Raw genomic sequence first — 21,140 nt, forward strand, 5'->3', positions numbered from 1 at the left:
GCGTCCGAAATCGCTTGACACCCTGCGGGAGAACCGTATAATTCGCGCCCCTTCGCTCGGAAGAAGGGTGAAGCTTCCAGCGCCCCACCGGAACCGTCGCGGGGCGTTTTTATTGAGGGAAAGACCTCTTCAGCATGCCGACCATCAGCCAGCTTGTGCGCCAGGGGCGCGAGCAGCTCAAGACGAAGAAGAAGGCGCCGGCGCTCGTCGAGTCGCCGCAGAAGCGCGGCGTCTGCACCCGCGTCTACACCACGACCCCCAAGAAGCCGAACTCGGCCCTCCGCAAGGTGGCCCGCGTCCGCCTCACCAACGGCTTCGAGGTGACGAGCTACATCCCGGGCGTCGGCCACAACCTGCAGGAGCACTCGGTGGTGCTCATCCGCGGGGGCCGCGTGAAGGACCTCCCGGGCGTGCGCTACCACATCATTCGCGGGACGCTCGATGCGGTCGGCGTCCAGGGCCGCAAGCAGGGTCGCTCCAAGTACGGCGCCAAGCGCCCGAGCTAAGAAGGAACGGTTTCGATGCCTCGTCGTCGCGTGGTGGTGAAGCGGAAGATCCTCCCCGATCCCAAGTTCCAGGACCGGGTGGTGGCGAAGTTCGTCAACAACCTGATGAAGGAAGGCAAGAAGTCGGTGGGTGAGAAGATCATCTACGGCGCCTTCTCCCAGGTCGAGACCAAGCTGAAGGACGACCCGCTCAAGATCTTCAAGAAGGCGCTCGACAACGTGAAGCCCATGGTCGAGGTGAAGAGCCGCCGCGTCGGCGGCGCCACCTACCAGGTGCCGGTCGAGGTCCGTCAGGACCGCCGCGTCGCGCTTGCCATGCGCTGGCTCATCGAGTACAGCAAGGGCCGCGGCGAGAAGACGATGGTCGAGAAGCTGGCCGGCGAGATCATCGACGCCGCCAACAACCGCGGCAACGCGGTGAAGAAGCGTGAAGACACGCACAAGATGGCCGAGGCCAACAAGGCCTTCGCGCACTATCGCTGGTAAGGGTCTCTAGGAGGATCGAGGAAAGAGCAGGCCGGGACGGCCGGCCTCAAGTCGCAGCAGCAAGCGCCTCGCGCTCTTTGACAGCTCGGTCGGTTTGGTCGCCGCGGTAGCGGCGTCTCGTTCGTTCCACCGGAAGGTTCGGAAGAAACATGGCTCGCACGCAACCCCTCGATCGCTACCGCAACATCGGCATCATGGCTCACATCGATGCCGGCAAGACCACCACCACCGAGCGCATCCTCTTCTACACCGGCGTCACCCACAAGATCGGCGAAGTCCATGAGGGCACCACCGTCATGGACTGGATGGAGCAGGAGCGCGAGCGCGGCATCACCATCACCTCCGCCGCCACCACCTGCCACTGGCGCGATCACCGCATCAACATCATCGACACCCCCGGCCACGTGGACTTCACCATCGAGGTGGAGCGCTCGCTCCGCGTCCTCGACGGCGCCGTGGCCGTGTTCGACGCCGTGAACGGCGTCGAGCCGCAGTCCGAGACGGTGTGGCGCCAGGCCGACAAGTACGAGGTCCCGCGCGTCTGCTTCATCAACAAGATGGACCGCGTCGGCGCCGACTTCTTCATGTCGGTCGACACCATCAAGGAGAAGCTGGGCGCCCGCCCGGTGCCCCTCCAGATCCCCATCGGCCGCGAGGACAAGTTCCGCGGCATGGTGGACCTCGTCAAGATGAAGGGCATCACCTTCGACGACGAGACCATGGGGGCGAAGTACCAGGAGATCGAGATCCCCGCCGAGCTCGTCGAGCAGGCGAAGGAGTACCGCGCCGCCCTCGAGGAGGCCGTCGCCGAGGCCGACGACGAGCTGATGGCCAAGTACCTGGACGGCCACGCCCTCACCAACGACGAGGTTCGCGCCGGCATCCGCAAGGCCACCATCGGGATGAAGTTCTTCCCGGTGATCTGCGGCACCGCCTTCAAGAACAAGGGCGTGCAGCACGTGCTCGACGCGGTGGTGGACTACCTCCCGGGCCCGCTCGACGTCCCGCCGGTCAAGGGCGTGGACATGAAGGGCGTGGAGATCATCCGCAACACCGCCGACTCCGAGCCCTTCTCCGCGCTGGCGTTCAAGCTGATGAACGACCCGTTCGTCGGCAACCTGACCTTCTTCCGCGTCTACTCGGGCAAGCTCGAGGCCGGGTCGTACGTCTACAACGCGACCAAGGACAAGAAGGAGCGCATCAGCCGCATCCTCCAGATGCACGCCGACAAGCGTGAGGAGATCAAGGAGGTCCTCGCCGGCGACATCGCCGCCGCGGTCGGTCTGCGCTCCACCACCACCGGCGACACGCTCTGCGACGAGTCGAAGCCGGTCATCCTGGAGCGGATGGAGTTCCCCGAGCCCGTGATCCACGTCGCGGTCGAGCCGAAGACCAAGGCCGACCAGGACAAGATGGGCATGGCGCTCAACCGCCTCCAGATGGAGGACCCGTCCTTCCGCGTCCGCACCGACGAGGAGACCGGCCAGACCATCATCTCGGGCATGGGCGAGCTCCACCTCGAGATCATCGTCGACCGCATGCTCCGCGAGTTCAAGGTGGAGGCGAACGTCGGCAAGCCGCAGGTGGCCTACCGCGAGACCATCACCAGGCAGGTGGAGTCGGAGGGCAAGTTCGTGCGCCAGACCGGCGGCCGCGGCCAGTACGGCCACTGCTGGGTGCGCCTCATCCCGCAGGCCCCGGGCACCGGCTTCACCTTCGAGAACGCCACCGTCGGCGGCTCGATCCCCAAGGAGTTCATCAACCCCATCGAGAAGGGCATCGTCGAGGCGATGCAGGGCGGCGTCCTCGCCGGCTTCCCGATGGTGGACATCAAGGTCGAGGTCTTCGACGGCAGCTACCACGACGTCGACTCGTCCGAGATGGCGTTCAAGATCGCCGGCTCCATGGGCTTCAAGGAGGGCGCCGCCAAGGCCACCCCCGTCCTGCTCGAGCCCATCATGGACGTGGAGGTCGTGACGCCCGAGAGCTTCATGGGCGACGTGATCGGCGATTTGAATTCGCGTCGCGGCAAGATCCAGGGTATGAACCCGCGCACCGGCGTTCAGGTGATCACGGCCCAGGTGCCGCTCGCCGAGATGTTCGGGTACGCGACCGACCTCCGCAGCAAGACCCAGGGCCGCGCGACGTACACCATGCGGTTCGCGCACTACGCGCAGGTCCCGAACAACATCGCCGAGACCATCATCACCAAGAGCAAGGGCGCGGCCGCCGCGAAGTAGGCCGCCGACTTACAGATCCGGAGAGAACGACATGGCCAAGGAAAAGTTCGAACGCAGCAAGCCGCACGCGAACGTCGGGACGATCGGTCACGTGGACCACGGCAAGACGACGCTGACTGCCGCGATCACGAAGGTGCTCGCGCAGAAGGGCTGGGCGGAGTTCAAGGCCTACGATCAGATCGACAAGGCTCCGGAGGAGCGGGAGCGCGGCATCACGATCGCGACGGCGCACGTCGAGTACCAGACGGAGAACCGCCACTACGCGCACGTGGACTGCCCGGGCCACGCCGACTACGTGAAGAACATGATCACCGGCGCGGCGCAGATGGACGGCGCGATCCTGGTGGTGTCGGCGGCGGACGGTCCGATGCCGCAGACGCGCGAGCACATCCTGCTCGCGCGGCAGGTGGGCGTGCCGTACATCGTGGTCTTCCTGAACAAGGTGGACATGGTGGACGACAAGGAGCTGCTGGACCTGGTGGAGCTCGAGGTCCGGGAGCTGCTGACCGAGTACGACTTCCCTGGGAACGAGATCCCGATCGTGAAGGGGTCGGCGCTGAAGGCGCTCGAGGGGGACAAGTCGGAGATCGGCGAGCCGGCCATCCTCGAGCTGATGAAGGCGGTGGACAGCTACATTCCGACGCCGAAGCGCGCGACGGACAAGCCGTTCCTGATGCCGGTCGAGGACGTGTTCTCGATCTCTGGGCGCGGGACGGTGGCGACGGGGCGCATCGAGCGCGGCATCGTGAAGGTGGGCGAGGAGATCGAGATCGTCGGTCTGCGCGCGACCACGAAGACGGTGGTGACGGGCGTGGAGATGTTCCGCAAGCTGCTCGACGAGGGGCAGGCGGGCGACAACGTGGGGTGCCTGCTCCGCGGCCTGAAGCGCGAGGAGGTGGAGCGCGGTCAGGTGCTGGCGAAGCCGGGGTCGATCACGCCGCACACGAAGTTCAAGGGTGAGGTGTACGTGCTGACGAAGGAGGAGGGTGGGCGTCACACCCCGTTCTTCAACGGCTACCGCCCGCAGTTCTACTTCCGGACCACGGACGTGACGGGCTCGGTGAAGCTGCCGGACGGCGTCGAGATGGTGATGCCGGGCGACAACATCTCGGTGGAGGTGGAGCTCATCACCCCCATCGCGATGGAGAAGGAGCTGCGCTTCGCGATCCGCGAGGGCGGCCGCACGGTGGGCGCGGGCGTGGTGGCCGAGGTGATCGCGTAACGACGCACGCCTGGCGAACGGCGGCGCCCGACGGGCGCCGCGCCGCGCCTGGTCCATTCAGAGAAGGCTTCTTTCAATGGCGACTCAGAAGATTCGCATCCGGCTCAAGGCCTACGACTACAAGCTCCTCGACCAGTCGGCTGGGGAGATCGTGGAGACGGCCCGGCGGACGGGGGCCAAGGTGGCCGGCCCGATCCCGCTCCCGACCCGGATCAACAAGTTCACGGTCCTCCGCAGCCCGCACGTCGACAAGAAGTCGCGCGAGCAGTTCGAGATCCGCACCCACAAGCGGCTGCTGGACATCCTCGAGCCCACCGCGCAGACGCTCGACGCGCTCATGAAGCTCGATCTCTCCGCCGGCGTTGACGTGGAGATCAAGTAGTTCGAGGAAATCATGGCCAAGTTCGACGTCTACGACCTCGAGAAGAAGAAGGTCGGCGAGCTCGACCTCGCCGACCAGGTCTTCGCGGGTGAAGTGAACGAGCACCTCTTCTACGAGGTGGTGAAGGCGAAGCTCGCCTCCGATCGCTCGGGCACCCACGCCGTCAAGAACCGCTCACTCGTCTCCGGTGGCGGCAAGAAGCCCTGGAAGCAGAAGCACACCGGCCGGGCCCGCCAGGGCTCGACCCGCGCCAGCCAGTGGGTGGGCGGCGGCAAGGCCATGGGGCCGAAGCCGCGCGACTACTCCTACGACGTGCCCCGCAAGGTGCGCCAGGCCGCGCTGCGCTCCGCCCTCGCCCTGAAGAGCCGCGACCAGCAGCTCATCATCGTCGAGAAGTGGAGCCCGGAGGCCCCCAAGGCCAAGGCCGCGGCCCAGGTGCTCGCCGCCCTCGGCGCCAAGAAGGCGCTCGTGGTGGACGCCGCCGCCAACGAGGCGCTGGCGAAGTCGGTGCGCAACCTCGCCGGCGCGGACTTCCTCGCCGCCGAGGGGCTCAACGTGTACGACATCCTGAACCACGAGGCGCTCGTCCTGACGGCCGAGACCGCGAAGAAGCTGGAGGCGTCCCTGTCATGATGCTCGCCGACCAGGAGATCGTGAAGCGTCCCCTCATCACCGAGAAGGCGGAGCGCGCCCGCGAGGCCGCCCAGCAGTACGCCTTCGAGGTGCACCAGGACGCCACCAAGATCCAGGTGAAGAACGCGGTCGAGAAGCTCTTCAGCGTCCACGTGACCGCGGTGCGCACCTCGGTGGCCCGCGGCAAGAACAAGCGCGTCGGCAAGAACATCGGCCGCCGCCCCAACTGGAAGAAGGCCATCGTGACCCTCAAGGAGGGCGAGACCATCTCGCTCTTCGAGGGCGCGTAAGGAAAAGCCATGGGCCTCAAGACCTACAAGCCGACCAGCGCGGGCCGCCGCCTGATGACGGTCTCGGACTTCGCCGAGATCACCAAGGCCACGCCCGAGAAGAAGCTCACCCGCCCGCTGCGCAAGTCGGGCGGCCGCAACAACCACGGCCACATCACCACCCGCCACATCGGCGGCGGCCACAAGCGCCGCTACCGCGTGATCGACTGGCGGCGCGAGAAGGACGGCGTGCCGGCCAAGGTGGCGGCGATCGAGTACGATCCCAACCGCACCGCCCGCATCGCGCTGCTCCACTACGCCGACGGCGAGAAGCGCTACATCCTCGCCCCCCTCGGCGTGAGCGTCGGCGACACGCTCCTCTCCGGCGACGGCGTGGACGTCCGCCCCGGCAACGCGCTGCCCATCAAGGCCATCCCCCTCGGCACCGTCATCCACAACGTGGAGACCCAGCCGAAGTCCGGCGCCAAGATGATCCGCACCGCGGGCTCCTTCGGCCAGCTCATGGCGAAGGAGGGCACCCACGCCCAGATCCGCATGCCGTCCGGCGAGGTCCGCCTCGTCCCGCAGGACTGCAAGGCGACCATCGGCCAGCTCTCGAACGTCGAGAACTCGTCGGTCCGCGTGGGCAAGGCCGGCAAGAGCCGCTGGAAGGGCATCCGCCCGACCGTCCGCGGCCTCGCCATGAACCCGGTGGACCACCCGCACGGCGGCGGCGAGGGCAAGAGCGGGCAGGGCAACCCGCACCCGGTCTCGCCCTGGGGCCAGAAGACCAAGGGCCTCAAGACGCGCAACAACCGCCGCACCGACAAGCTCATCGTCTCGCGCCGCCGCCCTGGCGTGCGCAACCAGCCGCACTAGCGCGCAGGGAAGGGATACCCACACATGGCGCGTTCCATCAAGAAGGGCCCGTTCGCGGACAAGCACCTCGTCAAGAAGGTCGAGGACGCGAACAAGGGCAACAAGAAGTCGGTCATCAAGACCTGGTCGCGGCGCAGCACCGTGATGCCCGAGTTCGTGGGCCACACGCTCGCCGTCCACAACGGGCGCAAGTTCGTGCCGGTCTTCGTCACCGAGAACATGGTCGGGCACAAGCTCGGCGAGTTCGCCCCCACGCGGACCTTCCACGGGCACTCGGCCGAGAAGAAGGTGGCGGCCGCCCCGCCGCCCAAGAAGTGAGGAGCCTGAGCAATGGCTGACACCAAGACCAAGAAGGCGGGCGTGAAGAAGAGCACGTCCGCGAAGCAGCGGTCCAAGGCGGCGCGCGCCGCGGTGGCCGGGCCGCACGCCCGGCTGAGCTTCCTGCGCATCGCCCCCCGCAAGGTGCGGGTGGTCGCCGACCACCTGCGCGGCATGCCGGTGGGCGACGCCCTGGCGCTGCTCAAGTACACGCCGCAGTCGGCCGCCAAGCCGCTCGCGAAGCTGCTGCGCTCCGCGGTGGCCAACGCCGAGCAGAAGGGCGGCAACGTCGACGTCGACGCGCTCTTCGTGAAGCGGCTGACGGTGGACGGCGGGCCGAAGATGCGGCGCTTCATGCCGCGGGCGATGGGGCGCGCCTTCCGCGTCGAGAAGAAGACCAGCCACGTCTACGTGGAACTCGGGACCGGCGCCCGCGCCTAGGCGGGAGGAGAGAGAACGTGGGTCAGAAAGTCCATCCTATCGGCTTCCGCCTCGGGGTCATCCGGTCCTGGGAATCCAAGTGGTACGAAGAGAAGAACTACGCCAAGTGGCTCCACGAGGACATCCACCTGCGTGAGTTCGTGAAGGAGAAGCTCGGCCAGGCCGGCATCTCCAAGATCGAGATCGAGCGGGCCGCCAACAAGGTCAAGATCAACGTCCACACCGCGCGCCCCGGCATCGTCATCGGCAAGCGCGGCGCCGGGATCGAGACCATCAAGAAGGACCTCCAGGCCCTCACCGCCAACGAGGTCTACCTGAACGTGGTCGAGGTCCGGAAGGCCGAGACCGACGCGCAGCTGGTTGCCGAGAACATCGCCACCCAGCTCGAGCGCCGCATCGCCTTCCGCCGCGCCATGAAGAAGGCGGTCCAGACCGCGCAGAAGTTCGGCGCCAAGGGCATCCGCGTCGCCTGCTCCGGCCGCCTGGGCGGCGCCGAGATGGCGCGCTACGAGTGGTACCGCGAGGGCCGCGTGCCCCTGCACACGCTCCGCGCCGACATCGACTACGGGTTCGCCGAGGCGAAGACCACCTACGGCAAGATCGGCTGCAAGGTCTGGATCATGCGGGGCGAGGTGCTCCCGCAGTCCGCCCCCGGCCGCGCGCCCCGCAACGCCGGCGCCCGCGCCTAAGGCCCGGCGCCAGAGGGATCAGGAGACGACATGCTTCAGCCGGCGCGTACCAAGTACCGCAAGATGATGAAGGGCCGCATGCGCGGCAAGGCCTACCGTGGCTCGGACCTCAACCAGGGCGAGTACGGCCTGCAGGCGACCGAGTGCGGGTGGCTCACCAGCCGCCAGATCGAGGCGGCCCGCGTCGCCATGACCCGCTTCGTGAAGCGCGGCGGCAAGATCTGGATCCGCGTCTTCCCGGACAAGCCGATCACCAAGAAGCCCGCCGAGACCCGGCAGGGCACCGGCAAGGGCGCCGTGGAGTTCTACGTCGCCGTGGTGAAGCCGGGCCGCGTCCTCTACGAGATGGAGGGCGTGACGGACGAGATCGCCAAGAAGGCCTTCACCCTCGCCGCCCACAAGCTGCCGATCGCGACCAAGATCGTGAAGCGCGGCACCACGCTGTAAGGAGCGCCCGATGGCCACCGTGAAAGAGCTGCGCGAGCTGTCGCGCGAAGAGCTGCTGGGTCGGGTCGCCGACCTCAAGAAGCAGATCTTCGAGATGACCAACAAGAAGAACACCGGGGTCCTCGACTCGACCGCCGACCTGCAGAAGACCCGCCGCGAGATCGCCCGGGTCCTGACGGTGGCGCGCGAGACGGAGCTGCGCGCGGCGGCGGCCGGCGCGGGCCCGAAGGCCTAAGGAGCGAACGACCATGGAGCGCGGAAACCGCAAGTCCCGCATCGGCGTGGTGGTCTCGAACAAGATGACGAAGACGGTCGTCGTCCGCGTCGAGCGCCGCACCGCCGATCGCAAGTACGGCAAGATCATCACCCAGGCGACGAACTACAAGGCGCACGACGAGGACCAGGCCTGCAAGCCCGGCGATCGCGTCCGCATCGTCGAGACCCGCCCGCTGTCGAAGGACAAGCGCTGGCGCGTGGTCGAGACCATCGAGAAGGCGGCGGAGGTCTAGGCCATGATCCAGCAGCAGACGATCCTCGACGTCGCGGACAACAGCGGCGCCAAGAAGGTGATGTGCATCAAGGTCCTCGGCGGGAGCAAGCGCAAGTACGCTTCCATCGGCGACGTGATCGTGGTCTCCGTCCGCGAGGCCATCCCGCAGGCCAAGGTCAAGAAGGGCGAGGTCGCCCGGGCCGTCATCGTGCGCACCGCGCGCGAGGTGCGCCGCCCGGACGGCAGCTACATCCGCTTCGACGCCAACTCGGCGGTCCTCATCAACAAGGACCTCGAGCCGGTCGGCACCCGCATCTTCGGGCCGGTGGCCCGCGAGCTCCGCGCCCGCAAGTTCATGAAGATCATCTCGCTGGCGCCCGAGGTTCTGTAACCATGGACATCCGCAAGAACGACACCGTGAAGGTCCTCTCCGGCAAGGAGAAGGGCAAGACCGGCAAGGTCCTCGACGTGCTCCACGGCAAGGGCCGCGTCCGCGTCGAGAAGCTCATGACGGTCAAGCGCGCCTACAAGAAGGGGCGCAACCCGGCCAACCCGGAGGGCGGCATCGTCGAGAAGTACGGCACGCTGAACGCCTCCAACGTCCAGGTGGTCTGCCCGAAGTGCGGCAAGCCCACCCGCGTGGCCCGCGTGGCCCGCGAGGACGGCCGGCGCGTCCGGGCGTGCAAGCAGTGCAACGAAAAGTGGGAGTAGGAGAGGTTCCGTAGTAAACCGCATCGCCCGGCACGCGAAGAGGCCGGCCGAAGGCAAGGAGATGAGATGGCTGCGCGTCTGAAGGAGCGGTACGAGAAGGAAGTCCGGCCTGCCCTGATGAAGGAGCTCGGGTACCAGAACCCGATGCAGGCCCCGAAGCTCGAGAAGATCGTCGTGAACATGGGGCTCGGGGAGGCCATCAACAACGGCAAGATCCTCGACGCCTCGGTCGAGCACCTCACCGCGATCACCGGCCAGAAGCCGGTGGTCACGAAGGCGCGCAAGTCGATCGCGAACTTCAAGCTGCGCCAGGGCCAGAGCATCGGCGCCATGGTCACCCTGCGGGGCGACCGGGCCTACGAGTTCCTCGACCGCCTGGTCAGCATCGCCCTGCCGCGCGTGCGCGACTTCAAGGGCGTCTCCCCCAAGGCCTTCGACGGCAAGGGGAACTACACCCTCGGCGTCCGGGAGCAGATCATCTTCCCGGAGATCAATTACGACAAGGTCGAGAAGATCAAGGGCCTCAACATCACGGTGGTGACCACCGCCCGGAACGACGAGGAAGGCCGCGCGCTTCTGCGGCACCTCGGCATGCCCTTCCGCCAGTAGGCGCCCGGAAAGGTCCAAGGAGAAGACATGGCGAAGCTGTCGAAGATGGCGCAGGCCAAGCGCAAGCTGAAGTTCGGGGTGCGGCAGTACAACCGCTGCGAGCTGTGCGGCCGCCCGCGCGCCTTCCTGCGCAAGTTCCAGATGTGCCGCATCTGCTTCCGCAAGCGCGCGCTGCAGGGCGAGATCACCGGCGTCATCAAGTCGAGCTGGTAGACGGAGAGAAGAGCCAAATGAGCTTTACCGATCCCATCGGCGACATGCTGACGCGCATCCGCAACGCCTCCTCGGCGCGTCACGAGAAGTGCGTCATCCCGGCCTCCCGCCTCAAGCAGCGCCTCGCCGAGGTGCTGAAGGAGGAGGGTTACATCAAGGACTTCGTCCTCCACCAGGACGACAAGCAGGGGGCGATCACCGTCCTCCTCAAGTACAGCGCCGATCGCGAGCCGGCGATCAGCGACATCAAGCGCGTGTCCAAGCCCGGCCTGCGCCGCTACGTCCCCACGGACGGAATCCCGCGCGTGCTGAACGGCATGGGCATCGCCATCCTCTCCACGTCGAAGGGCGTGATGGTGGATCGCGAGGCGCGCAAGCAGAAGGTGGGCGGCGAGCTCATCTGCACCATCTGGTAGGGAGTTCACCATGTCCCGCGTCGGAAAGCTGCCCGTCAAGATCCCGGAGAAGGTGAAGGTCTCCGTGGACGAGTCCCACGTGAAGGTCGAAGGCCCCAAGGGCAAGATGACCCTCGCGTACAACCCCAAGGTGAAGGTCACCGTCGCCAACGGCGAGGTCACCGTCACCCGTCCCGACGAGTCCCGCCTGGCGAAGGGCCTGCACGGCCTCACCCGCACCCTCGTCCGCAACGCCATCGACGGCGTGGTCAAGGGCTACGAGCGCGCCCTCGACATCAACGGCGTCGGCTTCAAGGCCGAGGTCAAGGGGAAGGAGATCAACTTCACCCTGGGCTACTCGCACCCGGTGGTCTTCAAGCTCCCCGAGGGCGTCACCGCCGAGGTGGACGCGAAGCAGACCCGCGTCACCATCCGGGCGGTGGACAAGCACCTGCTCGGCCTGACCGCCGCCAAGATGCGGTCGCTGCGCCTCCCCGAGCCCTACAAGGGGAAGGGCGTGAAGTACGCGGAGGAGATCATCCGCCGCAAGGAAGGCAAGACCGGCGCCGCCTAGCCGCGCGTCCAACCACCACCCTCATGCGGCGGCTGTCCCTGCGCCGCCGCACGGAGAAGCACCATGGCCAAGCACCTCACCGCACACGAGAAGCGCAAGGCGCGCATCCGCAAGAAGATCTCGGGCACCACGGCGCGCCCGCGGCTCACGGTCTACAAGAGCCTCAAGCACATCTACGCCCAGGTGGTGGACGACACCACCGGCAAGACGCTGGCGTTCGCCGGCACCACCTCCAAGGCGCTCAAGGGCGAGCTCGGCGAGGCCGACAAGACCGACGCGGCCAAGAAGGTGGGCGAGGCGATCGCCAAGGCGGCCCTGGAGAAGGGCGTCGAGGCGGTGGTCTTCGACCGCAACGGTTTCGACTACCACGGCCGGATCGCCGCGGTGGCTCAGGCTGCCCGCGACGCGGGCCTCAAGTTCTAAGGGCCGAGGGTAAAGAATGGCTGCTCCGATCAACGCGAACGATTTCGAGCTCTCCGACAAGGTCGTCCACATCAACCGCGTCGCCAAGGTGGTCAAGGGCGGCCGGCGCTTCAGCTTCTCGGCCCTGGTGGTCGTCGGCGACGGCGCCGGGCACGTGGGCGTCGGCCTCGGCAAGGCGAACGAGGTGCCGGAGGCGATCCGCAAGGGGGGCGAGCAGGCGAAGAAGAACCTGTTCAAGATCCCGCTCGCCGGCACCACCATCCCGCACGAGGTGCTCGGGCACTTCGGCGCCGGGCGGGTGCTGCTGAAGCCGGCGGGCGAGGGTACCGGCGTCATCGCCGGCGGCCCGGTCCGCGCCGTCCTCGAGGCGGCCGGCATCCGCAACGTGCTCTCCAAGTGCCAGGGCTCGCGCAACCCGCACAACGTCCTCAAGGCGACGGTGGCGGGGCTGAAGCGGCTCCGCTCCCCCGAAGACAGCGCCCGGCTCCGCGGCAAGACCGCGGCCGAGCTCCAGGGCTAGGAAGGTCCAGAGAAATGGCTGCCATCAAGGTGAAGCTGGTCCGCGGTCTCGCGGGCTGCCCCGCCCCCCACCGCGTCACGGTGCAGGGGCTCGGGCTGAAGAAGACGAACTCCACCAAGCTGCTCCCCGACACGCCCGCCACCATGGGCATGATCGAGAAGGTCAAGTACCTCATCGAGTGGGAGCGCGTCGACGAGGCCCCCCCGGCCCGCCGAACCGCGAAGAAGAAGAAGGAGGCCTAGAATGTCCCTCGGCAAGCTCAAGGCGCCCAAGGGCGCGAACCGCGAGCGCAAGCGCGTCGGCCGCGGCCAGGCCTCCGGCCTCGGCAAGACCGCCGGCCGCGGCGGCAAGGGCCAGAAGGCCCGCTCCGGCAACATGCACTTCGAGGGCTTCGAGGGCGGCCAGATGCCGCTCCAGCGCCGCCTCCCGAAGTTCGGCTTCATCAACCAGTTCCGGGTGGAGTTCCAGGAGGTCCAGGTGGCCGACCTCGACGCCATGCCGGCGGGCGAGACGGTCGAGGCCGCCTCCCTCAAGGCCGCCGGGCTCATCGGCGGCGGGCGCAAGCTCGACGCCATCCGCGTCGTCATCCTGGGCAAGGGCGAGGTCAAGAACGCCCACACCGTCAAGGTGCACCGGGTGACGGCCGGGGCCCGCGCCGCCATCGAGAAGGCGGGCGGCAAGGTGGAGATCATTCCCGCCCCCCAGACGATGCATCAGAAGGCCAAGGCGGCCAAGCGGGCTGCCTCCGAGGCCGCGAAGAGGTAGGATGGGGGGCCGCCCCGCGTGGGCGGCCCTCACTGGTGGGTAGTCGAAGGGGACCTCTGGATGATCACGAGCGGCCTGGCCAACATCTTCCGCATCGCGGAGCTGCGCAAGCGGCTCCTGTTCACGCTCGGGATCCTGGCCGTGTACCGGCTCGGGATCTTCGTGACCACCCCTGGCGTCGATCGCATCGCGATGCGCCGGGTGGTGCAGTCGTCGGGCGGCCTCCTCGGCCTCTTCAACCTGTTCTCCGGCGGCGCGCTCGAGCAGCTCTCGATCTTCGCCCTCGGGATCATGCCGTACATCTCGGCGAGCATCATCCTCCAGCTCCTCACGGTCGTGGTCCCGGCCCTCGAGAAGATGCAGAAGGAGGGCGAGGTCGGCCGGCGCCGCATCACCCAGTACACCCGGTATGGCACCATCGTCCTCTCGGTGCTCCAGGGCTTCGGCATCGCGAGCTACCTCGAGTCGCTCCGCGATCCGTCCGGCGCCACGGTGGTGGTCGAGCCGGGCTGGGGCTTCCGGATCCTCACCGTCATCTCGCTCGCCGCCGGCACCGCCTTCATCATGTGGATGGGCGAGCAGATCACCGAGCGGGGCATCGGCAACGGCATCTCGCTCATCATCTTCGCCGGCATCGTGGCCCGCGTGCCCGACGCGGCCTACCAGACCTGGGCGGCCTACCGGACCAACGGCTCGAACTTCGACGAGTTCAAGGCCATCGTGCTCGCCGCCGTGATGCTGGCGGTGGTCGCCGTCATCATCTTCTTCGAGCGCGGCCAGCGGCGGATCCCGATCCAGTACGCGAAGCGGGTGGTGGGCCGGCGCCTCTACGGCGGGCAGAGCACCCACCTCCCGCTCAAGGTGAACACCGCCGGCGTCATCCCGCCGATCTTCGCGAGCTCCATCCTGCTCTTCCCGGCGACGCTCGCCTCCTGGTTCCCGTTCCTGTCGCGCGTCTCGGACGAGATCCGGCCGGGCACGTGGGTCTACAACGTCCTCTACGTGCTCCTCATCATCTTCTTCGCCTACTTCTACACGGCGGTGACCTTCAACCCGGTGGACGTCGCCGACAACCTCAAGAAGTACGGCGGGTACGTCCCCGGCATCCGCCCGGGCAAGAAGACGGCCGACTACATCGACCACGTCCTCACCCGGATCACCTTCGGCGGCGCCATCTACATCGCCGCGGTCTGCGTGCTCCCGACGCTGCTCATCAACCAGTTTGGCGTCCCGTTCTACTTCGGCGGCACCGCGCTGCTCATCGTGGTCGGCGTGGCGCTCGACACGGTCCAGCAGATCGAGGGCCACCTCATCACCCGCCACTACGAGGGCTTCACCGGCCCGCGCGGGCCGCGCATCCGCGGCCGCCGCATGGCCGGCCAGGCCGTCGGCGCCTAGCCAAGCGCACAAGGAGAAGCGCATGATCCTCGTCCTCCTCGGTCCCCCCGGCGCCGGCAAGGGCACGCAGGCGAAGCTGCTCGCGGCCGAGTACGGGATCCCGCACATCTCCACCGGGGACATGTTCCGCGACCACAAGGCCCGCGGGACCGAGCTCGGCAAGAAGGTCCAGGCGATCATGGACTCGGGCGGGCTCGTCACGGACGACATCACGAACGAGATGGTCCGCGACCGGCTCGGCCGGGACGACGTGGCGAAGGGCTTCATCCTCGACGGGTACCCGCGCACCACCGCGCAGGCCGAGTTCCTCGAGCAGCTGCTCGCCCGGGCCGGCCGCAAGATCGACCGGGCGCTCTCGTACGAGGTCCCGGTCGAGATGGTGGTCGAGCGCATCAGCGGGCGGCGCAGCTGCCCGAAGTGCGGGGCCGTCTACCACGTGAGCCAGAACCCGCCGAAGCAGACCGGGTACTGCGACCGCGACGGCGCCGGGCTCGTGCAGCGTGACGACGACAAGCCCGAGAACGTGAAGAAGCGGATGGAGGAGTACGCGGCCAAGACCGCGCCGCTCAAGGCGTTCTACGCGGGCCGCGGGCTCGTGTCCGACGTCGAGGGCGTGGGGACCCCCGAGGGCATCCTCGCCGCCACCAAGACGGTGCTGGGCCCCCGCTAACGTCGATGTCGCGCGACCGGATCGAGCTTCGGACCGCCGACGAGGTGGCGCGGATCCGGGACGCCTGCCTCATCGTCCACGACGTGCTCGAGGCGGTCTCGGGCGTCGTGGCGCCCGGCGTCACCACCGGGGAGCTCGACGCGCTGGCGGCCGACCTGACCGAGCGGCGGGGCGCCAGGCCCGCGTTCAAGGGCTATCACGGCTATCCCGCGGTCATCTGCATCTCGATCAACGACGAGGTGGTCCACGGGATCCCGAGCCCGGGGCGGCGGCTCGCCGCCGGCGACGTGGTCGGGCTCGACTTCGGCGTCGTCTACAAGGGCTGGTTCGGCGACTCGGCGGTGACCGTGCCGGTCGGCGGCATCTCGACGGCGGCCCGGCGGCTGCTCGACGCCACCCGCGCCGCCCTCGGCGCCGGCATCGAGGCCGCCACGGCCGGCGGACGGGTAGGGGACATCGGGGCCGCGGTGCAGGGGCTCGTGGAGGCCCGGGGCTACTCGGTGGTTCGCGACTTCGTGGGACACGGCATCGGCCGCAGGCTCCACGAGCTGCCGCAGGTCCCGAACTTCGGGGCGGCGCGGAGCGGGCCCCGGCTCCGGCCGGGGATGATCCTCGCCATCGAGCCGATGGTGAACGCCGGCGGCCCGGACGTCCGGGTGCTCGGCGACGGCTGGACCGCGGTGACGGTGGACGGGAGCCTCTCCGCCCACTTCGAGCACACGGTGGCGATCACCGAGGACGGCCCGGAGATCCTCACCCGGCCGTCGTAGCCCGGCAGGAGGACGGCCGGTCCCGGGGCAGCGTCGTTGGGTCCCTCGCGCGCGGTTTGCACGAGGGAGGTTGCAGTGGCAAAGTGGCTGTGTTATAGGGCGCCCCTCGCGTTCCGTCCCGCTTCGGGGGAGGGAAGGGCGCGGGAGCACAACGTGGCGGTCTTCGGGCTCACGCCCGCCGCCGGTCCCGCCGGAAGCAGCGGCGGGGCTTTTTCGTCTGGAAGACTTCTGTAGTTCCTCGGGAGGCGGTTCGAGTCATGAAGGTCCGCGCGTCGGTCAAGAAGATTTGCGACAAGTGCAAGGTCATCAAGCGCAAGGGCGTGGTCCGGATCATCTGCCCGGCCAACCCGCGCCACAAGCAGCGCCAGGGCTAGTCGCCCAAGGCCCCAAGGCTCGCTGACGCGGGCAGGGGCGTCACGCAGCACACACGTCAGGAGCAACGGAAAGATGGCTCGTATTGCAGGCGTCGACCTTCCCCGCGAGAAGCGCATCGAGATCTCGCTCCAGTACATCTTCGGGATCGGCAAGACCACCGCCCGGCTCGTCCTCGAGCGCGCCCAGGTCGCCGCGACCACGCGGACCAAGGATCTGACGGACGACGAGGTCCGCCGCATCCGCGAGACCATCGAGCAGAACCTCAAGGTGGAGGGCGACCTCCGCCGCGAGGTGTCGATGAACATCAAGCGGCTCATGGATCTCGGCTGCTACCGCGGCCTGCGCCACCGCAAGGGTCTCCCGGTCCGCGGCCAGCGCACCCACACCAACGCCCGCACGCGCAAGGGCCCGAAGAAGGGGCTGATCCGCAAGGCGCCGGCCCCCGCCCCCAAGGCCTAACGAGCTTTCGAACCCGATTGCAGCCGCGCGGCGCGCGGCGTGCGGACACGGAGAACCAGAGTGGCTGACGAGAAGCAGACGAAGAAGCCGGAAGCGCCGGCCAAGGCCGAGGCCAAGGTCGAGGAGAGCAGCGCCCCCGCCGCCCCGAACCTGGGCGGCATCGAGCCGGTCACCGCCTCGCCGGTGGTCCCGAAGAAGGGCAAGAAGCGGGTGAAGAAGAACATCGCCGCCGGCGTGGTCCACATCGCGGCGACGTTCAACAACACCATGGTCACGATCACCGACGTGACCGGGAACGTCCTCTCCTGGTCGTCGGCGGGCGCCCGCGGGTTCAAGGGCTCGCGCAAGTCCACGCCGTTCGCGGCCCAGGTCGCCGCCGGCGACGCCGCCGCCAAGGCGATGGAGCACGGCCTGAAGACGGTCACCGTCGAGGTGAACGGCCCGGGCGCCGGCCGCGAGTCGGCCCTGCGCGCCCTCTCGGCCGCCGGGCTGAAGATCACGCTCATCCGCGACGTCACCCCCATCCCGCACAACGGCTGCCGGCCCCCGAAGCGCCGCCGCGTCTGATCAGGAACAGGAGAGCAATCAGTGGCTCGTTACAGTGAAAGCGTGTGCCGGCTCTGCCGCCGCGAGAACCTCAAGATGTACCTGAAGGGCGACCGGTGCTACACGGACAAGTGCGCCATCGAGCGCCGCCCGTACCCCCCGGGCCAGCACGGCCAGGGCCGCACCAAGTTCTCGGAGTACGGCGTCCAGCTCCGTGAGAAGCAGAAGGTGAAGCGGATGTACGGCATGCTGGAGGCCGACTTCCGCCACGCCTACCACAACGCCGCCGCCGCCAAGGGCAAGACCGGCGACAACCTGCTGCAGACCCTCGAGCTCCGGCTCGACAACGTCGTCTTCCGGCTCGGCTTCGCCGACACCCGGAACGAGGGGCGCCAGCTCGTCCGCCACGGCCACTTCCGCGTCAACGGCCGCAAGGTGAACATCCCGTCGTACCGGCTCCGCGTCGGCGACGTGGTGGAGCTGAAGGACCGCAGCAAGAAGGTGGTCCGCATCAACGAGGCGCTCGAGGCGGTGGACCGCCGCGGCGTCCCGGCCTGGCTCGAGCTCGACAAGGGCGGCTTCAAGGGCACCGTGAAGACGGCGCCGGCCCGCGAGGAGATCACGATGCCGATCCAGGAGCAGCTCATCGTCGAGCTCTACTCGAAGTAAGCGCTTCACAGCTCCCAACCGAATACGGCCGCGCGCCCCACGGCGCCCCGCACCGCTCTGGCTGGCGGTGCGGGGAGGGGGCGGCGACCAAGGAGACAGCCGATGGCAGACGCGATCGTGACCAAGAACTGGCGCGACCTCATCAAGCCCCGTGGGCTCGTGGTCGACCAGGACAGCCTCACCCCGACCTACGGCAAGTTCGTCGCCGAGCCGCTCGAGCGCGGCTTCGGCATCACCCTCGGGAACTCCCTGCGCCGCGTGCTCCTCTCGAGCCTGCAGGGCGCGGCCATCACCTCGGTGAAGATCGAGGGGGTGGAGCACGAGTTCATGACCATCCCCGAGGTGGCCGAGGACGTCACCGACATCATCCTGAACCTCAAGGAGGTCCTCCTCCAGATCCACACCAACGAGGTCAAGACCCTCCGCATCGAGGCGGACGGTCCCAAGGAGATCAAGGCCGGCGACATCATCGCCGACGGCCAGGTCGAGGTCCTCAACCCGAACCACCACCTCTTCACCATCAGCGAGGGCGGGCGGGTCCGCGTCGAGCTCACGGCCCGCCGCGGCCGCGGGTACGTCCCGGCCGAGCGGAACAAGATCGCCGGGGCGCCCATCGGCGTCATCCCGATCGACGCGCTCTTCAGCCCGATCCGCAAGGTGAACTACCAGGTGACCAACGCCCGCGTCGGGCAGGTCACCGACTACGACCGGCTCTCGCTCGAGCTCTGGACCGACGGGTCGGTCGCTCCGGTGGACGCGGTGGCCTACGCCGCCAAGATCATCAAGGAGCAGCTCTCGATCTTCATCAACTTCGACGAGGTCGAGGAGCCGGTCGCCGAGATCAGCCCGGTCGAGGAGACCAAGCTGAACGAGAACCTCTTCCGCTCGGTGGACGAGCTGGAGCTCTCGGTCCGCAGCGCCAACTGCCTCCAGAACGCCAACATCAAGACGATCGGCGACCTGGTGCAGAAGACCGAGGCCGAGATGCTGAAGACGAAGAACTTCGGCCGGAAGTCGCTGAAGGAGATCAAGGAGATCCTGGCCGAGATGGGGCTCTCCCTCGGGATGAAGCTCGAGAACTGGCCGCCGAAGACCCAGCCCGCCGCGCCCAAGGTCTAGCGGCGCACCTCACCTAGGAGAGAACCGTCATGAAGCACCGCGTAGCCGGCCGCCGGCTCGACCGCACCACCGAGCACCGCACCGCCATGTTCCGCAACATGGTGACCTCGCTGCTCCGCCACGAGCGCATCGTCACCACCACGCCCAAGGCGAAGGAGCTGAAGCGCATCGCCGACAAGATCATCACGCTGGGCAAGACCGGCACCCCGCACGCCCGCCGCCAGGCGTACCGCGACGTGCGCGACGTCGAGGTGCTGTCGAAGCTCTTCGACGTCCTCGGGCCGCTCTTCAAGGCGCGCCCGGGCGGTTACACCCGCATCGTCAAGATCGGGCGCCGCGCCGGCGACAACGCCGAGACGGCGATGATCGAGCTCGTCGAGCGCACCCAGGCCGCCGCCGAGGGCGAGGAGCCCAAGGCCGAGAAGAAGGCCAAGGCCCCCAAGGCCGAGAAGGCGCCGAAGGCCGAGAAGGCCGAGAAGCCCGCCAAGAAGGCCAAGGCCCCCAAGGCCCAGGTCACCGACAAGGCGCCGAAGGGCGCCAAGAGCGCGCAGCGCGGCCAGTAGGCCCGCCTCCTCGCTCGAGCAGCTCGCGACGCGCGGCCTCCTCACGGGGGCCGCGCGTCACCTTTTTCGGCCCGGGGTGGCGCTGGGCGGGGGAGCGGCAGGCTGCTACAAGAAGCTGCGCCCACCATGCCGCCCCTGTACGCCCACGATCCCTTCCTGGCGATCCACCAGGCCCTGCAGTCGCGCTGGCTGGACCTGCCGATGGCGGCGCTCTCCCTGGCCTGCCTGGGGCTCGCCGTCGCGGGCCTCGGGGCCGGGCTCTTCGGCCTGCTCGAGCGCGACTGGCGCCGGTTCGCGGCGGTGGCGCTCCCGTTCTTCCTCGCGCTCTGCGCCCAGGGGATCCTGGTGACGCTGGCGAAGGACCTGTTCCACACCCCCCGGCCGCTGGCGATCTACGGCCCGGCGCAGGTGCGGGTGGGGCTCGAGCCGCTCCGCGCCCTCGGGTTCCCCTCCGGCCACTCCGCCTCGGTGGCGGTGCTCGCGGCCTACGGCACCGCGGTGTACGGGCGGCGACTCTCCTGGCTCTGGGCCTTCGCCTTCCTGGGAGGGCTCTCGCGGGTGTACGTGGGCGCCCACTGGGCGCTCGACGTGGCGGCCGGATGGGCGCTCGGCGCGCTGCTCGGCCTCGTCGCGGCGACCCTGGCGGCGCGCGCCCGCCCCGGCGGCCATCTTTCTTGGCGCCGCTCGTCGCGGAGCCTTGACATTCGTGGTTGATCTCCTCTAAAAGAGTCCGCTTTTCGGACCCGGGCCCTCCGGGCGGGCGCTGCGCCCTCCCGGCGCGGCCCATTTCGCATCCGGTCTTTCAGGAGGCAGTACAGATGGCGGTCGTTCTTCGGCTTTCCCGGGCGGGCACGCACAAGGCGCCCTTCTATCACGTGGTCGCCACCGACTCGCGCAAGCCGCGCGACGGCAAGTACCTCGAGGACGTGGGCGTGTACGATCCCACCCAGCAGCCCGAGCTCATCGACCTCAAGGCCGATCGCGTCGAGTACTGGCTGAAGGCCGGCGCGGTGCCGAGCCAGACGGTCGCGGTGGTGCTGAAGCGCGCCGCGAAGAAGGCCGCCGCCGCGGCGCCGGCCGAGAAGAAGGCCTAGCCGGCCACGGTGGCGCCGTGCGCGACCTCGTCCTCTGGCTCTCCCGCGAGCTCGTCGAGAAGAAGGACGCCGTCCGCGTCGAGACCATCGAGCGCGACCGCTCCACGGTCCTCGAGCTGACGGTGGACCCGGACGACCTCGGCCGCGTGATCGGCCGGGGAGGCCGCACCGCCAAGGCGCTCCGCGCCGTCCTCGAGATCGCCGCGCGCCGGCAGGGCCGTCGCGCGGTGCTCGACATCCTCGACTAGCCGCTCGGAGGGCGGTC

36 protein-coding genes are annotated in these 21,140 nt (G+C 68.4%); all 36 read left to right on the forward strand.

Annotation, left to right across the window (positions count from 1 at the left end):
- Positions 1–134 precede the first annotated feature (134 nt).
- Positions 135–506, forward strand: coding sequence for a 30S ribosomal protein S12 (gene rpsL / locus AMPC_RS03105; RefSeq protein WP_248344260.1), 372 nt, complete (start codon positions 135–137; stop codon positions 504–506).
- Between the two features lie 15 nt (positions 507–521).
- On the forward strand, positions 522–992 hold the full coding sequence (gene rpsG, locus AMPC_RS03110; protein ID WP_248344261.1) for a 30S ribosomal protein S7: 471 nt from the start codon (positions 522–524) through the stop codon (positions 990–992).
- A 149-nt stretch (positions 993–1,141) separates the two neighbouring features.
- Positions 1,142–3,232, forward strand: coding sequence for an elongation factor G (gene fusA / locus AMPC_RS03115; protein ID WP_248344262.1), 2,091 nt, complete (start codon positions 1,142–1,144; stop codon positions 3,230–3,232).
- A gap of 31 nt (positions 3,233–3,263) precedes the next feature.
- A complete protein-coding gene (tuf, locus tag AMPC_RS03120; protein WP_248344263.1) occupies positions 3,264–4,454 on the forward strand; it encodes an elongation factor Tu in 1,191 nt (396 codons plus the stop codon).
- A gap of 76 nt (positions 4,455–4,530) precedes the next feature.
- A complete protein-coding gene (gene rpsJ / locus AMPC_RS03125) occupies positions 4,531–4,836 on the forward strand; it encodes a 30S ribosomal protein S10 (protein WP_248344264.1) in 306 nt (101 codons plus the stop codon).
- A 12-nt stretch (positions 4,837–4,848) separates the two neighbouring features.
- Positions 4,849–5,469, forward strand: a complete 621-nt coding sequence (gene rplD / locus AMPC_RS03130) for a 50S ribosomal protein L4 (protein ID WP_248344266.1) — start codon at positions 4,849–4,851, stop codon at positions 5,467–5,469.
- Positions 5,466–5,759, forward strand: a complete 294-nt coding sequence (locus AMPC_RS03135) for a 50S ribosomal protein L23 (protein WP_248344267.1) — start codon at positions 5,466–5,468, stop codon at positions 5,757–5,759. Before rplD ends, AMPC_RS03135 begins: the two co-directional genes overlap by 4 nt.
- A gap of 9 nt (positions 5,760–5,768) precedes the next feature.
- Positions 5,769–6,617, forward strand: a complete 849-nt coding sequence (gene rplB, locus AMPC_RS03140) for a 50S ribosomal protein L2 (RefSeq protein ID WP_248344268.1) — start codon at positions 5,769–5,771, stop codon at positions 6,615–6,617.
- A gap of 24 nt (positions 6,618–6,641) precedes the next feature.
- Positions 6,642–6,935 carry a 30S ribosomal protein S19 gene (gene rpsS, locus AMPC_RS03145; protein WP_248344269.1) on the forward strand — a complete coding sequence of 98 codons (294 nt, stop codon included), beginning with the start codon at positions 6,642–6,644 and terminating at the stop codon, positions 6,933–6,935.
- Between the two features lie 12 nt (positions 6,936–6,947).
- Entirely contained in the window at positions 6,948–7,376 is a 429-nt protein-coding gene (gene rplV / locus AMPC_RS03150; protein WP_248344270.1) for a 50S ribosomal protein L22, read from the forward strand.
- 17 nt (positions 7,377–7,393) lie between these two features.
- A complete protein-coding gene (rpsC, locus tag AMPC_RS03155; RefSeq protein WP_248344271.1) occupies positions 7,394–8,065 on the forward strand; it encodes a 30S ribosomal protein S3 in 672 nt (223 codons plus the stop codon).
- A gap of 30 nt (positions 8,066–8,095) precedes the next feature.
- The gene (gene rplP / locus AMPC_RS03160; protein ID WP_248344273.1) at positions 8,096–8,512 is read left to right on the forward strand and encodes a 50S ribosomal protein L16; all 417 of its coding nucleotides are present in this window, start codon (positions 8,096–8,098) and stop codon (positions 8,510–8,512) included.
- A 10-nt stretch (positions 8,513–8,522) separates the two neighbouring features.
- Entirely contained in the window at positions 8,523–8,747 is a 225-nt protein-coding gene (gene rpmC, locus AMPC_RS03165) for a 50S ribosomal protein L29 (RefSeq protein WP_248344275.1), read from the forward strand.
- 13 nt (positions 8,748–8,760) lie between these two features.
- On the forward strand, positions 8,761–9,021 hold the full coding sequence (gene rpsQ, locus AMPC_RS03170; RefSeq protein ID WP_248344276.1) for a 30S ribosomal protein S17: 261 nt from the start codon (positions 8,761–8,763) through the stop codon (positions 9,019–9,021).
- Between the two features lie 3 nt (positions 9,022–9,024).
- The gene (rplN, locus tag AMPC_RS03175; protein WP_248344277.1) at positions 9,025–9,393 is read left to right on the forward strand and encodes a 50S ribosomal protein L14; all 369 of its coding nucleotides are present in this window, start codon (positions 9,025–9,027) and stop codon (positions 9,391–9,393) included.
- A 2-nt stretch (positions 9,394–9,395) separates the two neighbouring features.
- Positions 9,396–9,713, forward strand: coding sequence for a 50S ribosomal protein L24 (gene rplX / locus AMPC_RS03180; protein WP_248344278.1), 318 nt, complete (start codon positions 9,396–9,398; stop codon positions 9,711–9,713).
- Positions 9,714–9,779: 66 nt separating this feature from the next.
- Entirely contained in the window at positions 9,780–10,322 is a 543-nt protein-coding gene (gene rplE / locus AMPC_RS03185; RefSeq protein WP_248344279.1) for a 50S ribosomal protein L5, read from the forward strand.
- A gap of 27 nt (positions 10,323–10,349) precedes the next feature.
- Positions 10,350–10,535: a type Z 30S ribosomal protein S14 gene (locus AMPC_RS03190; protein ID WP_248344281.1), complete on the forward strand. Its 186-nt coding sequence runs from the start codon at positions 10,350–10,352 to the stop codon at positions 10,533–10,535.
- 17 nt (positions 10,536–10,552) lie between these two features.
- Positions 10,553–10,951 (forward strand): 30S ribosomal protein S8, encoded by a 399-nt coding sequence (gene rpsH, locus AMPC_RS03195; RefSeq protein WP_248344283.1) that lies wholly within the window; start codon positions 10,553–10,555, stop codon positions 10,949–10,951.
- Between the two features lie 10 nt (positions 10,952–10,961).
- Positions 10,962–11,504, forward strand: a complete 543-nt coding sequence (gene rplF / locus AMPC_RS03200; protein ID WP_248344285.1) for a 50S ribosomal protein L6 — start codon at positions 10,962–10,964, stop codon at positions 11,502–11,504.
- A gap of 63 nt (positions 11,505–11,567) precedes the next feature.
- Positions 11,568–11,927: a 50S ribosomal protein L18 gene (gene rplR / locus AMPC_RS03205; RefSeq protein WP_248344287.1), complete on the forward strand. Its 360-nt coding sequence runs from the start codon at positions 11,568–11,570 to the stop codon at positions 11,925–11,927.
- A gap of 16 nt (positions 11,928–11,943) precedes the next feature.
- Positions 11,944–12,447: a 30S ribosomal protein S5 gene (rpsE, locus tag AMPC_RS03210; RefSeq protein WP_248344289.1), complete on the forward strand. Its 504-nt coding sequence runs from the start codon at positions 11,944–11,946 to the stop codon at positions 12,445–12,447.
- A 14-nt stretch (positions 12,448–12,461) separates the two neighbouring features.
- Positions 12,462–12,689, forward strand: coding sequence for a 50S ribosomal protein L30 (rpmD, locus tag AMPC_RS03215; RefSeq protein WP_248344291.1), 228 nt, complete (start codon positions 12,462–12,464; stop codon positions 12,687–12,689).
- 1 nt (position 12,690) lies between these two features.
- A complete protein-coding gene (rplO, locus tag AMPC_RS03220) occupies positions 12,691–13,212 on the forward strand; it encodes a 50S ribosomal protein L15 (RefSeq protein ID WP_248344293.1) in 522 nt (173 codons plus the stop codon).
- 60 nt (positions 13,213–13,272) lie between these two features.
- A complete protein-coding gene (secY, locus tag AMPC_RS03225; protein WP_248344295.1) occupies positions 13,273–14,610 on the forward strand; it encodes a preprotein translocase subunit SecY in 1,338 nt (445 codons plus the stop codon).
- Between the two features lie 22 nt (positions 14,611–14,632).
- Positions 14,633–15,280, forward strand: coding sequence for an adenylate kinase (locus AMPC_RS03230; RefSeq protein ID WP_248344296.1), 648 nt, complete (start codon positions 14,633–14,635; stop codon positions 15,278–15,280).
- 5 nt (positions 15,281–15,285) lie between these two features.
- Complete coding sequence (gene map / locus AMPC_RS03235) at positions 15,286–16,050, forward strand: type I methionyl aminopeptidase (protein WP_248344297.1); 765 nt, start codon at positions 15,286–15,288, stop codon at positions 16,048–16,050.
- Positions 16,051–16,307: 257 nt separating this feature from the next.
- The gene (gene rpmJ / locus AMPC_RS03240; protein ID WP_176066782.1) at positions 16,308–16,424 is read left to right on the forward strand and encodes a 50S ribosomal protein L36; all 117 of its coding nucleotides are present in this window, start codon (positions 16,308–16,310) and stop codon (positions 16,422–16,424) included.
- Between the two features lie 73 nt (positions 16,425–16,497).
- The gene (gene rpsM / locus AMPC_RS03245; RefSeq protein WP_248344298.1) at positions 16,498–16,884 is read left to right on the forward strand and encodes a 30S ribosomal protein S13; all 387 of its coding nucleotides are present in this window, start codon (positions 16,498–16,500) and stop codon (positions 16,882–16,884) included.
- Between the two features lie 60 nt (positions 16,885–16,944).
- Positions 16,945–17,451 (forward strand): 30S ribosomal protein S11, encoded by a 507-nt coding sequence (gene rpsK / locus AMPC_RS03250; RefSeq protein ID WP_449658158.1) that lies wholly within the window; start codon positions 16,945–16,947, stop codon positions 17,449–17,451.
- Positions 17,452–17,472: 21 nt separating this feature from the next.
- A complete protein-coding gene (gene rpsD / locus AMPC_RS03255; RefSeq protein ID WP_248344299.1) occupies positions 17,473–18,099 on the forward strand; it encodes a 30S ribosomal protein S4 in 627 nt (208 codons plus the stop codon).
- A gap of 102 nt (positions 18,100–18,201) precedes the next feature.
- Positions 18,202–19,218 (forward strand): DNA-directed RNA polymerase subunit alpha, encoded by a 1,017-nt coding sequence (locus AMPC_RS03260; protein ID WP_248344300.1) that lies wholly within the window; start codon positions 18,202–18,204, stop codon positions 19,216–19,218.
- Positions 19,219–19,247: 29 nt separating this feature from the next.
- On the forward strand, positions 19,248–19,781 hold the full coding sequence (gene rplQ, locus AMPC_RS03265) for a 50S ribosomal protein L17 (RefSeq protein WP_449658159.1): 534 nt from the start codon (positions 19,248–19,250) through the stop codon (positions 19,779–19,781).
- A gap of 126 nt (positions 19,782–19,907) precedes the next feature.
- A complete protein-coding gene (locus AMPC_RS03270) occupies positions 19,908–20,495 on the forward strand; it encodes a phosphatase PAP2 family protein (protein WP_248344301.1) in 588 nt (195 codons plus the stop codon).
- Between the two features lie 104 nt (positions 20,496–20,599).
- A complete protein-coding gene (gene rpsP / locus AMPC_RS03275) occupies positions 20,600–20,875 on the forward strand; it encodes a 30S ribosomal protein S16 (RefSeq protein ID WP_248344302.1) in 276 nt (91 codons plus the stop codon).
- Between the two features lie 17 nt (positions 20,876–20,892).
- Positions 20,893–21,123 carry a KH domain-containing protein gene (locus tag AMPC_RS03280; protein WP_248344304.1) on the forward strand — a complete coding sequence of 77 codons (231 nt, stop codon included), beginning with the start codon at positions 20,893–20,895 and terminating at the stop codon, positions 21,121–21,123.
- Positions 21,124–21,140: the final 17 nt, after the last annotated feature.

It is taken from the genome of Anaeromyxobacter paludicola, assembly GCF_023169965.1.
Lineage (GTDB): Bacteria > Myxococcota > Myxococcia > Myxococcales > Anaeromyxobacteraceae > Anaeromyxobacter_B > Anaeromyxobacter_B paludicola.